The organism is Paenibacillus koleovorans NBRC 103111 (assembly GCF_004000845.1).
Classification (GTDB): Bacteria; Bacillota; Bacilli; order Paenibacillales; family NBRC-103111; genus Paenibacillus_AA; species Paenibacillus_AA koleovorans.
On the sequence record NZ_BIMA01000078.1, the window covers coordinates 19,255 to 33,352 of the forward strand.

Sequence of the window (14,098 nt, forward strand, 5' to 3'; positions counted from 1 at the left end):
CTTACATGCTAAAAAGAGAGAAGGGGAACGGATGAGAAACGATTGGAACAAGACGATTTGGTTTTTGCTCGTTTGGAATGTGGCGGGATTGGCGCTGATCGGATGGCTGGTCGGGCAAAAACCGGGCTTATGGTACTTGGTGCTGGTTGTGGCTGTGGTCAACGGCGGGGTCGTCCTAGCGACTGCTCGCCCGCCGAGGCTCAAGGAGACGGAAGGCCTGCCAGGCGCTCCTCTGACAGGAGAGAGACTGAACGGGTTCCTGAATGAGTCGCAGGTGCTCGCGGACCGATTGACGGCGGCTGTAGTCGAGGTGAATCAGTCGATCGCCGGATTGAACGAAATCGCCGACCGTTCGCTAAGCGAGGAGAAGCGATTGAGACACAGCAGCCAGCAGACGCTGTTCACAATCGAGCAGACGTTTGCGGCACTGCAGCAAGTAACGGCGGCGGCGGATCAAATCCGGGACGTCTCCGGCCAACTGGGTCGGGAGAGCGAAGACACGCAGCAAAAGGTTGTGGACATCTCTCTTTCGCTGGATGCGACTGACAAGGTAATGGAAGATTTACATGCCAACCATGATTCACTCGGGACGAGTATGGCTTTGCTGACAGAGCATACGGATAAAATCGAGGAGATCAACAGCTTCATCCGCGAAGTCGTCGACCAGACCTCCTTGCTCGCGCTGAACGCTTCGATCGAGGCGGCTAGAGCAGGCGAGATGGGTCGCGGCTTCAATGTCGTGGCGAGCGAGATTCGCCGGCTGGCCGATCAGAGCAGCCAAGCGGTCGCTCGTTCAACCGAGACGCTCGAGGCGGTCGAGAAGAGCGTGCACGAGGTTGTCGCTTCCGTTCATGCGGAGAAGGAGGCGGTGTTCCGCGGCATCCAAGAGATGAAGCGAATGAAAGAAGGCATCGGCCTCATCTTGGAGAAAATCATACAGGTGCACGGACTCGTTAGCCATACCGAACGGGCCGGCGAGCAGCAAGCCGAGCAAATGCGCTCCACAACGGCACGACTCGCGCAGGCGGTGGAGCTCGTGAACGAGGCGCTAACCAGTGTAGACCGTACACTGGAGCAGACGGAGCATCAACGAATGGAGACGGTCAAGCTGCAGACGGTAAGCAGCGGCTTGTCCCGTGCATCGGACGAAATGGTAAGCGCCATTAACGGCATCCGGACCCAAGAGGATCGGCTTGAGATTCCACAGCCGATTCTGGAAGGCTTCTTGAAGAAGCTCGGCGATGTAGCTGCAACGCAAGAGCTGACGGGACTGCTTCCGGCCGATCATGCCCGGGCTCTTGGCCGGCTTCTGGCGGATACCGGCGGTATCGAAGCCGTCTGGTCGAATCGCAGCGACGGCTCGTTTCTGTTCTCCATGCCGGAGGCCGGCTTGCTCAACGCGAGCGGGCGCGAGTGGTGGAGACGCGCTATCCAAGGCGAGACGTTCGTGTCGAATGTCTACATCTCCGCGATCACCAAGAAACCTTGCGTCACGCTGTCTCGCCCGGTGTACGGCGTGAATAGGGTCGTCATCGGTGTCGTCGGTGTCGATCTGGATCTCGCCCAGGCGGGAGCCGTAAGGGCTCCGTCTGCCAAACCGGCGCGTGCAGCAACAGCAAGTTCCTGAGCATGGGGATCACAAAAGGCAAGCCATTCGCAGCTGCGTTCAGCAGAAGCGAGCGGCTTGCCTTTTTTTCATAGCAGAAAGTTTAAATCCTTTACAGAACTAAACAGCGCTGGAACGGCGAAATAACGTTATGCGGGAATATGCGGGAGCGTTATGGGTTTGACGCTAGTCCGACTTTTCCGGACTGCGTGACGGGAGCGGAGGGGGAAGCGGTCTCTAATCCGACTTACGTAACGCGATGAACGAGAGAAGGACCGAAGAGGGCAGGAAGAGGGAGTGGAGAAGCGAAGCGTCTGCCTTTGTAATCATGGCCCGACTTCAACCCCAATTCAATCAAGGGTCATGATTACAACAGCAGTCGAAACCCCTCTTTCTGCCCTCCTCACGCGCCAACTGACACCTACGCCAGAGGACCTGATCGGAGAACTTCCTATCAGGTTTTTCTCACACGGCACTTTCCGTTAGCGGCAAATCCATGAACAAATACATCCCGTCGCCGGTCGGATAAGAGAATGTGCAAATCGTATTCGCACTGTCCAAGTCTACGTACTCGTGCGACATCGTACCCTGGTTATGCAGCTTCATCTTCAGAATATTGGAGATGAAGTAAGGGCGCCAGCTCCAGTTCGTCCCGCGGAAGCTGGGGTCCTGCGTCCATTCGCCGGATGTGTCTCGGACAAAATTGGAGGATACTTGGAAGCCGTCGTCCCGGCAAGCATAGATCCGCATACATGGCGCCGGTAGCATGAGGATCAGGCGTTTGACCCGCTCGTCGGGATCGGACACTTCCTTCGCATAGTCGATGAGAGTCGCCAATTTGGCGTTCCACAGCTGCTCCGTACGGGTCAGGTATTCGAATTTTTCGTAATTTTTATTGTGGAACAGCCGGATTTCCTCCAGCAGCATCGTTTCGTATCGGTTTGACGGCTGCAAGTCAGCCTCCGCACGGCTGAACAAGAAACCTTGCGCATACCGTGCGCCTACCTCCAGCGAATATTGCAAATCCGCTTTCGTCTCGATCCCTTCAACCAATAGAGAGGCTCCGATCTGAGTGGAAATCGTGGAGAACGAGCGCATAAGCGCCTTGTATCCGTCGTGGATGGCCGCTTTCTTCAGCATCGTCAAGTCCATCTTCATAATTCTGGGTTGAATCAGCGCCACTCGATCGAGATTGCTGAAGCCGCTGCCGATATCGTCCACCGCAATCGTACAGCCGGCATCCCGATAAATGTTGACGATCTCCGCCAGTCGCCCGAGGTCGCCGGAAAACTCCTCTTCCGTAATCTCGATGACGATCCGCTCCGGGGGCAAGTGGTGCTGCTGCAGAAGCTCCAGCGTGTAGAGCGAGCCATTGCCGTTATATTGGCTATATATCCACGACGGCTTCAGATTGATGAACAAACTGGCCGTCTCTTTGTGCAGGGAGAAGGTCTCGATCGCGCGTTCTCTCAGAATGCGGTCGACGCCGAGATGCTCCTCCAGGCTGACGGTAGAGTCTTCGAAGAAGGGGCCCAAGCTCTCCGGCCGGCCGTCGCGCAGCCTTCTTCCCAATGCTTCATAGCCATAAATCTGCAACGTCTGCAGAGAGACAATCGGTTGAAAATACGGGACGATCTGGCTCATAACTCCTCCTGATGGCGGTCGCTTTCTTGAAAATAGCAAACAAGACTCAAAAGATCAAGCGAAATGTGAGGAAAATTAACATAAAAACTACATAAGCAACAAAAATTTGTTTTGAGGCTGGTTCAGGATTCCGTAAAAAGTGTAATAGAGGTCGTAAAGTGGTGGCAGACTAGCCAGGTTGGTTGATGATTCTGGCCTAGGGAGGCAGAAAAGATGACAGATCTATCGAAAGCGTCGCATGGCGGCAAGGTATATGGCAAGGTAGCGATCGTGACAGGAGCCGGCTCCGGTATCGGGCGTGCGGCGGCGCTGCTGTTGGCACGAGAAGGGGCGTGCATCTGCTTGGTCGACTTGAAGGATGAGCGAACGGAGCAAGTGTATCGCGAGATCGAAGCGGCAGGCGGCGAAGCGATCGTGGCCGATACGAATGTCTCGGATCCCGCACGCGTGGGGGCTGCGGTTAAGGCGGCGGCGGATCGTTGGGGACGGGTCGACATCGTGTTTGCCAATGCGGGTATCAATGGGACGTTAGCGCCGATCGAGTCGATGGAGCCCGAGGATTGGGACGAGACGCTGAATACGAATTTGAAAGGGACGTTTCTCACGGTCAAGTACGCCGTTCCCTATTTGAAGAAGCAGGGAGGAAGCGTCATAATAACGAGCTCCATCAACGGCAACCGGACGTTCACCGGCATGGGCATGTCGGCTTACGCGACGTCCAAGGCCGGGCAGGTTGCGTTTATGCAGATGGCGGCGCTTGAGCTGGCGCGGTACCGTATCCGGGTCAACGCGATATGTCCCGGCTCGATTGAGACGAATATTAGCGAAAATACGCATCCGACACCGGAGCTGAAGGAGGTCAAGATCCGGATCGAGTACCCGGACGGCAGTCAGCCGCTGGAGCACAAATCCGGCGAGCCGGAGCAAGTGGCGGAGCTGGTCCTGTTCCTCGCTTCGGATGCCTCCAGCCATATTACAGGGACGCCTATCTACATCGACGGAGCTGAATCGTTGCTGCGCTAGAAAGAGATACAGGTAAGAAACCCGTTTCTTCCTTATATATAGAGGAAGATGACGGGTTTTTTACTTATAAGTATTTTCGTGAAAATTCATAAGAAAACATAATAATTGGAGTTATAGGCATCGTTTTCAAAATATGCTACGGTGGAAACAACATATTTTCAGACACAAAACGGACAAATTTCAACACGGAAAGGTGCGGCTTATGCGGAAAACAGGTATTCCCAGCAAGCAAGGGCTATACGATCCCCGGTTTGAACGCGACGCCTGCGGGATCGGGTTTGTAGCCGACATCCGCGGTCGCCGCTCCCATGACGTCATCCGTCAAGCTATGCAGGTGTTATGTAACCTCGATCATCGAGGCGGACAAGGCTGCGAGACGAATACGGGCGACGGGGCGGGGATTTTGATGCAGCTTCCCCACTCGTTCTTCCGTCAAGTGTGTCAAGAGCTGCAGATTCGCCTGCCGGAGGAAGGAAAGTACGGCGTAGGAATGGTGTTCCTGCCGAAGGATGCGGATGCAAGAAAGCAATGCGAAACGATTATGGAAGGTTTCGTTGCAGGAGTCGGGCTTACGGTGCTCGGCTGGCGCGACGTCCCGACGGACAACGCGACGCTCGGCGATTCGGCGAAGTCGGTGGAGCCGATCGTCCGTCAATTGTTCATCGGCGGAGGCGAACCGGGCGCGGACCGTCTGGCGTTCGAGCGCAAGCTGTATGCGGTGCGCAAGCGGTCGGAGCATGCGTTCCTGGCCGCGGGAATCAAGGAGGCTTATTTGCCGAGCTTGTCCAGTCGGACGATCGTCTTCAAGGGCATGTTGACTCCGGCGCAAGTAAGCGACTATTATACCGATCTGCGGAACCCGTCGTTCGAGACGGCGCTCGCGCTCGTGCATTCGCGATTCAGCACGAATACGTTCCCTAGCTGGGAGCGGGCGCATCCGTATCGGTTCCTCATCCATAACGGGGAGATCAACACGCTGCGAGGCAACGTGAACTGGATGCGGGCTCGCCAAGCGATGGACGAGACCGACTTGTTCGGCGACGATTTCAAGAGCTTGCTGCCGATCATCGATACGGAGGGCAGCGACTCGCAGATGTTCGACAACTGCCTCGAGTATCTCATGCTGACCGGACGTTCGCTGCCGCATGCGGCGATGATGATGATTCCCGAGCCATGGTCGAACCATGAGAGCATGAGTGCGGAGATGAAAGCGTTTTATGAGTACCACAGCTGCCTGATGGAGCCATGGGACGGCCCGGCGGCAATCTGCTTCACCGACGGGGCGGTGATCGGGGCTGTGCTTGATCGGAACGGTCTTCGTCCGGCGCGCTATTGCGTGACGCAGGACGATCTGATCGTATTGTCGTCGGAGGTAGGCGTACTGGACATCCCGGCGGAACGGATCGTGAAGAAGGATAGGCTGCGTCCGGGGCGAATGCTGCTCGTGGACACGGAGAAAGGGCGCATCGTCTCCGACGAGGAGCTCAAGAGCTCGATCGCGGCCGAGCAGCCGTATAAGGAGTGGGTCGAGCAGCATTTGGCCGACCTGGAGCAGCTGCCGGACGCGCCGACGCTGCCGGATCCGGACCGCCATACGCTGCTGGAGCGCCAGCAAGCGTTCGGCTACACTTTCGAGGACTTGACGAAGGTGCTGGAGCCGATGGCCAGCTCGGGCGTCGAGGCGATCGGCTCGATGGGCATCGATACGCCGCTGGCCGTGCTGTCCGATCGGCCTCAGCTGCTGTACAACTATTTCAAGCAGCTGTTCGCGCAGGTAACGAACCCGCCGATCGATGCGATCCGCGAGGAGCTGATCACAGCGGTCGGGACGACGATCGGACCGGAGCGCAGCTTGATCAAGCCGGAGCCGGAGAGCTGCCGTCAGATCCGGTTGAAGTCTCCGATTCTGAGTAATGAAGAGCTGGCCAAGCTGAAGCATATCGATCGCGAAGGGTTCCGCACGGTGTCGCTGAGCACTTTGTTTCCCGCTGCGGAAGGAGCGGCAGGGCTCGAGGCGTCGCTGCAGCGCCTGTTCGGCGAAGCGGACGAAGCGATCGCGCAAGGCGCGACGATGCTCGTCCTGTCGGACCGCGGCGTGAGCGCAGGCCTTGCGGCGATCCCGGCGCTGCTCGCGCTGGCCGGGCTGCACCACCACCTCATCCGCGTCGGCACGCGGATGAAGGTGAGCTTGCTCGTCGAGTCCGGCGAGCCGCGCGAGGTACACCACTTCGCGCTGCTGCTCGGCTATGGCGCGGGGGCGATCAATCCTTACCTGGCGATCGAGTCGCTGGACGGAATGATCGCGCAGAACATCCTGACCGGCGTGAAGATTGAGAAAGCCGTCTACAACTACATCAAAGCCGCCACCAAGGGCGTCGTGAAGGTGCTGTCCAAGATGGGCATCAGCACTATTCAGAGCTACCGTGGCGCGCAAATTTTCGAGGCGATCGGGCTGCAGGCAACGTTCGTCGAGAAGTATTTCACCTGGACGCCAACTCGAATAGAAGGAGCCGGGTTGGATGTGATTGCGGAGGAGGCGCTGTTCCGCCACCGACGGGCGTATCCGCCGGAAGGCCAGGACGGACGGGACAAGACGCTCGACGCAGGCGGCGAGTACCAATACCGCCGCGACGGCGATCTGCACTTGTACCGGCCGGAGACGATCCACGCGCTGCAAAATGCGGTGCGCTCGAACAATTACGGGCAGTTCAAGCAGTATGCGGCGATGGTGAACGACCATTCCCGCCAGACGGCGACGCTTCGCGGCTTGCTGCAGTTCAAGAAGCAGGAAGGACGCGGGCCGATTCCGATCGACGAGGTCGAGTCTGTCGAGGCGATATGCCGCCGGTTCAAGACCGGGGCGATGTCCTACGGCTCGATCAGCTCGGAGGCGCATGAGACGCTCGCCATCGCGATGAACCGCATCGGCGGCAGGAGCAACACCGGCGAAGGCGGCGAACATCCGAAGCGGTTCACGCCGGATGCGAACGGCGACCTGCGCCGCAGCGCGATCAAGCAAGTGGCGTCGGGGCGGTTCGGGGTGACGAGCCAATATCTCGTCAACGCCGACGAGATCCAGATCAAGATGGCGCAAGGCGCCAAGCCGGGCGAAGGCGGCCAACTGCCGGGCAAGAAGGTGTATCCGTGGATTGCCGAAGTACGCGGCTCGACTCCGGGCGTTGGTCTCATTTCCCCTCCGCCGCATCACGATATTTATTCGATTGAGGATTTGGCTGAACTTATCCATGATTTGAAGAACTCCAACCCGCGCGCCCGTATCAACGTCAAGCTCGTATCCGAGGTAGGCGTCGGTACGATTGCCGCAGGGGTCGCGAAGGGACGCGCCGACGTCGTCCTGATCAGCGGCTACGACGGCGGCACGGGGGCATCCCCGCGCACGAGCATCAAACATGCCGGTCTGCCGTGGGAGCTCGGTCTCGCCGAGACGCATCAGACGCTGCTGCTGAACGGGCTGCGCGACCGGATCGTCGTCGAGACCGACGGCAAGCTGATGACCGGCCGCGACGTCGTAGTCGCCGCCTTGCTCGGCGCCGAGGAGTTCGGATTCTCGACCGCGCCGCTCGTTTCGATCGGCTGCGTGATGATGCGCGTGTGCCACCTGGACACGTGCCCGGTAGGCGTGGCGACACAAAATCCGGACCTGCGGGCGAAGTTCGCCGGCAAGCCGGAGTATGCGGTCAATTTCATGCGGTTCATCGCGCAGGACATGCGCGAGCTGATGGCGGAGCTTGGCTTCCGCACGATTGAAGAGATGGTCGGCCGGACCGATCTGCTCGAACCGACCACGTTCCCGGACAACGGCTCGAAGGAGCATTGGAAGGCGAAGCTCGTCGACCTGAACGCGTTGCTGTACCGGCCGGACGTTCCGGACCATGTCGGGCGCTTCTGCAGCATCCAGCAGGATCACCGCCTCGACGAGTCGCTCGACCGCCAGCAGCTGCTGGCACTGGCGGAGCCGGCGCTGGAGCGGCGCGAGCACGTGCATGCGATCCTCCCGATCCGCAACACGAACCGTGTCGTAGGAACGATCACCGGCAGCGAGGTGACGCGCCGCTACGGCGCGGAAGGGCTGCCTCACGACACGATCCGCTTCCACTTTGGCGGCTCGGCGGGCCAGAGCTTCGGCGCCTTCATGCCGAACGGCATGACGCTGTCGCTCGAAGGCGACGCCAATGACTACGTCGGCAAGGGGCTGTCAGGCGGCAAGATCATCATTTTCCCGCCGGAGCAATCGTCCTTTGCCGCGCATGAGAACATCATTATCGGCAACGTAGCGTTCTACGGCGCTACCAACGGCGAAGCGTATATTCGGGGCATCGCCGGCGAGCGGTTCTGCGTCCGGAACAGCGGCGTGCGCGCCGTCGTCGAGGGTGTCGGCGACCACGGCTGCGAATATATGACCGGAGGACGCGTCGTAGTCCTGGGCAAGACGGGCCGCAACTTCGCGGCGGGGATGTCGGGCGGCATCGCCTACGTCTTCGACGAGGACGGTACGTTCAAGGAGCGCTGCAACAAGGAAATGGTGCTGTTCGAGCAGCTCGAGGCCTCCTATGAGGTGAATGAGGTGCTGGGCATGATCCGCAACCACGCAAAGTTCACGGACAGCGAAATCGCCCATCGCGTCATCGCCAAATGGGAGGAGCTCGTCTGGAGCTTCATCAAAGTCGTTCCGAAGGACTACAAGCGGATGTTCGAATCGATCGAGCGCGGCAAGGTGAATGGCATGAACCACGAGGACGCCGTCATGGCCGCCTTCGAGGAAAATATGAGAGATTTGTCCCGTGTGAGCGGCAATTAGGGGGGAGACGGTACGATGGGAAAACCGACCGGATTTATCGACTATGAGCGACAGACGGCGACGGAACGGCCGCCTCTGGAGCGGATCGGCGACTGGAAGGAATTCGTCCAGAAGCTGCCTAAGGAAGAACTGCAGACGCAAGGCTCGCGCTGCATGGATTGCGGCATTCCGTTCTGCCACACGGGCAAGCTGATCGCAGGTATGGCCTCCGGCTGCCCGATCAACAATCTCATACCCGAGTGGAACGACCTCGTGTATCGCGGACTTTGGCGCGAAGCGCTGGATCGGCTGCACAAGACGAACAACTTCCCCGAATTCACGGGACGGGTATGCCCGGCTCCGTGCGAAGGCTCCTGCACCGTCGGGTTGAACGGCTCCCCGGTGACGATCAAGAGCATAGAGAAGTCGATCGTGGACAAAGGGTTCGACGAAGGCTGGATTACGCCTCAGCCGCCGGCTGTCCGCACGGGCAAGAAGGTAGCCGTCATCGGCTCCGGACCATCCGGACTCGCAGCCGCCGCTCAGCTTAATAAAGCCGGCCACACTGTCACGGTATTCGAGCGCGCCGACCGAATCGGCGGGCTGCTCATGTACGGCATCCCGAACATGAAGCTGGACAAGTCGATCGTGCAGCGACGCGTCGATCTGCTGGCGGAGGAAGGCGTAACGTTCCGCACCGGCATCGAGGTAGGCGTCAACTACGACGCCAAGCAGCTCCGCAGTGATTTCGACGCCATCGTGTTGTGCGGTGGCGCGACGAAAGCTCGCGATCTGCCGATCGAAGGGCGCGAATTCGAAGGCATCCATCCGGCGATGGAGTTTCTCCGCCGCAACACGAAGAGCCTGCTCGACTCGAACCACGAGGACGGCGCACATATTTCCGCCGCAGGCAAGGACGTCATCGTCATTGGAGGCGGCGACACGGGCACGGACTGCGTCGGCACCTCGATCCGGCACGGCTGCAGGAGCGTCGTGCAGTTCGAGATTATGGCGAAGCCGCCGCTCGAGCGAACGGCGAGCAACCCTTGGCCGGAATGGCCGAAGGTGTATAAGCTCGACTACGGGCAAGAGGAAGCGGCCGCCCTGTACGGAGACGACCCTCGCGAATATTTGATCTCGACGAAGAAATTCGTTGGGGATGAGAACGGCAAGCTGAAGGAGTTGCACACCGTGCGCATCGAGTGGCAGAAGGATGCGCAGGGCCGCTTCTCGCCGGTGGAAGTGCCGGGCAGCGAGAAGGTGTATCCGGCGCAGCTCGTACTGCTCGCGATGGGCTTCATGGGGCCTGAAAATCCGCTCCTCGAACAGCTCGGTGTCGAGCGGGACGAACGGTCCAATGCGAAGGCCGAATACGGCAAATACGCCACCAATGTCGACGGCGTATTCGCAGCAGGGGATATGCGCCGCGGGCAAAGTCTGGTCGTCTGGGCCATCAACGAAGGCCGGGAAGCCGCCAGAGAATGCGACCGCTATTTGATGGGTCACACTAATTTGCCTTAAGCGGGCAAGGGAAGCCGTCTCGCTCGCTAGATCAGCCAACGGTTCAAGACGATCACATAGGCTGCTATACCAACGGCTCCTACGATGATCGAAATGAGGCCAAACCGCACCCTTTGTTGAAACAACCGAAGAATGCCCAAGCTAATCGCTCCAAAAATAAACAAGAGAAAAAAGACGGTCGTAACGAAAAATTGCGGCGCGATGCCGCCGATATCGACTAAACCCACAATCAGCACCCTTTCCGAAATCGGTTCTTTATCGGTTCTTCGACCATTATAAAGCAAATTGTCCCAGCACGCCAAACGAGCGGGGATATACGGCCGCCAGCGCCTTCGCAAGCGCGGGCGGCCGTCATTTTTTAGTTGACAGGTTATCAGATAAGTTGTTATGTTATCGGTAGCATAACTACCTATAAAGCGAGGTCATCCCTATGAGACTAGCGAATAAAATAGCGATTATTACCGGCTCCGGCTCCGGCATCGGCCAAGCTTCCGCCTTCCTGTTCGCCCAAGAGGGGGCCGTCGTCATCGTCAACGATCTCGACGTGCAGAAGGGGACCGACACGGTCGAGCAAATTCGCGCTGCCGGCGGCAATGCCGAGTTCATCCGCGGCGATGTGACGAGCCCTACGGATATGGAGCTCCTCGTCCAAGAAGTGATCGCCAAGTACGGTCATATCGACGTGCTCTTCAACAATGCCGGCATCAGCGGCGTAGGCGCGCTGCACGAGATCGAGCCCGACACGTTGGACCGCATCCTGTCGATCAATATCAAAGGCGTGTTCATTCCAAGCAAATACGTGCTGCCGCATATGATGGAGCGCAAGTCCGGCTCGATTATCAACATGTCGTCCTGCATCGCCGAGATCGGGCTTGCCCGTCGCGCCTCGTACGCCGCCACGAAAGGCGCCGTGCTCTCGCTGACGAAGTCGATGCAAGTCGATTACGCCTCGTACGGCATCCGCGTCAACGCCTTACTTCCAGGCACGATCATGACGCCGTTCGTCGAGAACTATCTCCGTACGTCCTACGAGGATCCAGAGGCGGCGATCGCTTCGCTCAAGACGCGTCAGCTGAGCGGCGATCTCGGCCGTCCGGACGATGTGGCCAAGGCGGCGCTATTCCTTGCCTCCGACGACAGCAAGTTCATGATGGGTTCGCCGCTGTACATCGACGGTGGCGTAGTATTCGGGAAAAACGCCTAAGCAAGTGTGGGAAAAAGGCTGTCAATCCGTCAGGATCGGCAGCCTTTTGGTTCGGTAGGAGCGGCATTCTACCCCAACTGTCGAGTCGATTCTCGAGCGATCAATTCGGAGGGGAGAATGATTTTGCGCCAGTTCGAGTCTAATTTCTGCTGGATGCGCTCGACGAGCAGTTGTGTTCCCAGAAACCCGAACTGGTAGGCCGGCTGCGAGGCGACGGTCAGGAACGGGTTCAGCAGCGACGCGAGCCCAAGATCGTCGAAGCAGGCGATCGACATATGGTCGGGCACTCGAATCCGTTTGCTGCGCAGCGCGGCGACGATGCCGACCGCCAGGAAGTTATTGGCGGCGAATATCGCCGTCGGCGGGGCTTCCAGCTGCAGCAGCGGATCGAGCTGGCTGGCGTCCTCCAGCTGCTTGTAGCCAAGCTCCATGACGAGCCGCTCGTCGAACGGAATATCGTTCAGCTTGAGCGCCTCCCAGTAGCCGGTAAACCGTTGTCGGGCGGTCGAAATCGTGCTGGACCCGTTCACAAGCGCAATTCGCTTATGCCCCAGCTTAATGAGATGGCCCACGAGCTGCCGCGCCCCTTCCTTGCTCTCACCAACCACCATGTCGGATTCGATGCCCGGCACTTCCCGATCGAGCAGGACGAACGGAATTCGATGCCGCTGCAGCGACTGGAGATGGTCAAGCGAGCCGTCTCCGGCCGGAGCGAACAACACCCCATCCACACGTGTGGACAGGATGATGTCGACATATTCTTTTTCTTTCACCAAGTTCTCATCGCTGTTGCCGAGCAGCAGCTTGTAGCCCAGCTGCATGGCGGCGTCTTCAGCTCCACGAGCCAGCGTGGTGTAGAACGGGTTGGTCACATCCGTAATGAGCAGAGAGAGCGTCTTCGTTTCCTGCTTCACCAAGCTGCGAGCCGTGGAATTGGGGACGTAGTTCAGCTCTTCCATAATTTTTTTTACCTTGGCTTTCGTCTTCTCGCTGATGCGTCCAGAGTTATTGATAACTCGAGAGACCGTCATGGCGGAGACGTTGGCGCGTTTGGCGATGTCGTAGATCGTGATCATATCGCTCGTCCTTTTGGTTAATTTCCGTGCCTCCATCTTACCCAATAAAAGCATTGACAGCAACCACATTCCACGATATGTTTTGGTTATCGATAACGCAAAATTATCCGGACAAGTGAGAAGATCAAGGACGAGGTGAAGATCATGCTGAAAAAAATTCCCGCGATTTTACCCCCTGAGCTTGTAAAAATAATGATGGAGATGGGCCACGGCGACGAGTTGGTGCTGGGGGATGCGCATTTCCCTGCTGCGAGCAATGCGGCCAGGCTCGTTCGTTGCGACGGGCACCCGATCCCGGTACTGCTGGAGGCCATTCTCGAGCTGTTCCCGCTGGACCCGTATGTGGAACGTTCGGTAGGTTTGATGCAAGTAATCCCGGGCGACCCTGTGATGCCGCATATTTGGAATACATATCGCCAAGTAGTGGACGCTTCGGGCAACGACCAGCCGTTCGAGTTCATCGAACGTTTCGCCTTTTACGAGCGGGCGCGCCGTTCCTATGCGATCGTGGCGACCGGCGAGCTTTCCCAGTATGCGAACGTGATTTTGAAAAAAGGACTAGTATTGTAGCCAGGCTGGAGGTGGCTGTACAGTGGATCCGTTGAGATATCCGATTGGCTCTTTTCAGCCGGTGGAATCGTTCCGAATGGAGCAGCAGCTAGCATACGAGGATCAATTGTTGCGGTTTGCCCCTCTGCTTCGAGAGACGGTGCGAGATTGGCGGCCTAACCAGTTGGACACGCCGTATCGTCCAGGCGGCTGGACAGTGCGTCAAGTCATTCATCATCTGGCGGACAATGACATGAACGCAATCCTTCGGTTTAAACGTGCTCTAACGGAAGAGCAACCGACCGCAGGGACATATCGGGAGGCGGATTTTGCAGAGCTTGCCGATTACACGGCTGATGTAGAGCTCTCTATCACGTTATTGGAAAGCTTGCATAGCCGTTTCATCATCCTGCTTCGCAGCCTGCAGCCATCCCATTTTGATCGCACGTTCGTGAGTCCGACCCATGGAAGGATGACCTTGGCGGTCGCTGCGCAGCGTTTGGTTTGGCACAATCATCACCATCTCGCCCACATTGCAGCGCTGAAGCAGCGGATGGGATGGCAGTAATCCAATAACTTCCGACTAAACCACCGTTCCTCCTGCCGGAGAGAACGGTTTTTATTTACATTTTTAGAAAGTTTAAGTGCTTTACAGCGCTAAAGCGTAAGAGGGACGT

Annotated in this window: 10 protein-coding genes; 7 read left to right on the forward strand and 3 right to left on the reverse strand. The window is 58.1% G+C overall.

What is annotated here, in order from left to right; all coding sequences use genetic code 11:
• The first annotated feature begins 31 nt into the window (after positions 1–31).
• Positions 32–1,627 (forward strand): methyl-accepting chemotaxis protein, encoded by a 1,596-nt coding sequence (locus PKO02S_RS22110; RefSeq protein ID WP_127586250.1) that lies wholly within the window; start codon positions 32–34, stop codon positions 1,625–1,627.
• Positions 1,628–2,071: 444 nt separating this feature from the next.
• Here the strand turns inward: PKO02S_RS22110 and PKO02S_RS22115 are convergent, their stop codons facing one another.
• Entirely contained in the window at positions 2,072–3,250 is a 1,179-nt protein-coding gene (locus tag PKO02S_RS22115; protein ID WP_127586252.1) for an EAL domain-containing protein, read from the reverse strand.
• Positions 3,251–3,463: 213 nt separating this feature from the next.
• Here PKO02S_RS22115 and PKO02S_RS22120 point away from each other — a divergent pair, with 213 nt between their 5' ends.
• The 3 genes from PKO02S_RS22120 (at position 3,464) to PKO02S_RS22130 (ending at position 10,592) form a co-directional block, all read left to right on the forward strand.
• Positions 3,464–4,273, forward strand: a complete 810-nt coding sequence (locus PKO02S_RS22120; RefSeq protein ID WP_127586254.1) for an SDR family oxidoreductase — start codon at positions 3,464–3,466, stop codon at positions 4,271–4,273.
• 202 nt (positions 4,274–4,475) lie between these two features.
• Entirely contained in the window at positions 4,476–9,092 is a 4,617-nt protein-coding gene (gene gltB / locus PKO02S_RS22125) for a glutamate synthase large subunit (protein WP_127586256.1), read from the forward strand.
• 15 nt (positions 9,093–9,107) lie between these two features.
• A complete protein-coding gene (locus PKO02S_RS22130; protein WP_127586257.1) occupies positions 9,108–10,592 on the forward strand; it encodes a glutamate synthase subunit beta in 1,485 nt (494 codons plus the stop codon).
• 26 nt (positions 10,593–10,618) lie between these two features.
• Here PKO02S_RS22130 and PKO02S_RS22135 read toward each other — a convergent pair whose 3' ends face one another.
• A complete protein-coding gene (locus PKO02S_RS22135; RefSeq protein ID WP_127586259.1) occupies positions 10,619–10,819 on the reverse strand; it encodes a hypothetical protein in 201 nt (66 codons plus the stop codon).
• Between the two features lie 203 nt (positions 10,820–11,022).
• Between PKO02S_RS22135 and PKO02S_RS22140 the strand changes: the two genes are divergently transcribed.
• Positions 11,023–11,796 (forward strand): SDR family NAD(P)-dependent oxidoreductase, encoded by a 774-nt coding sequence (locus PKO02S_RS22140; protein WP_127586261.1) that lies wholly within the window; start codon positions 11,023–11,025, stop codon positions 11,794–11,796.
• A gap of 68 nt (positions 11,797–11,864) precedes the next feature.
• On the opposite strand, the gene PKO02S_RS22145 is transcribed toward PKO02S_RS22140, so the two are convergent.
• The gene (locus PKO02S_RS22145) at positions 11,865–12,872 is read right to left on the reverse strand and encodes a LacI family DNA-binding transcriptional regulator (protein WP_127586263.1); all 1,008 of its coding nucleotides are present in this window, start codon (positions 12,870–12,872) and stop codon (positions 11,865–11,867) included.
• A gap of 144 nt (positions 12,873–13,016) precedes the next feature.
• Between PKO02S_RS22145 and PKO02S_RS22150 the strand changes: the two genes are divergently transcribed.
• Both PKO02S_RS22150 and PKO02S_RS22155 read left to right on the forward strand, forming a co-directional pair.
• Positions 13,017–13,442: an RbsD/FucU family protein gene (locus PKO02S_RS22150; RefSeq protein WP_127586265.1), complete on the forward strand. Its 426-nt coding sequence runs from the start codon at positions 13,017–13,019 to the stop codon at positions 13,440–13,442.
• A gap of 22 nt (positions 13,443–13,464) precedes the next feature.
• Complete coding sequence (locus PKO02S_RS22155; RefSeq protein WP_127586266.1) at positions 13,465–13,989, forward strand: YfiT family bacillithiol transferase; 525 nt, start codon at positions 13,465–13,467, stop codon at positions 13,987–13,989.
• Positions 13,990–14,098 lie beyond the last annotated feature (109 nt).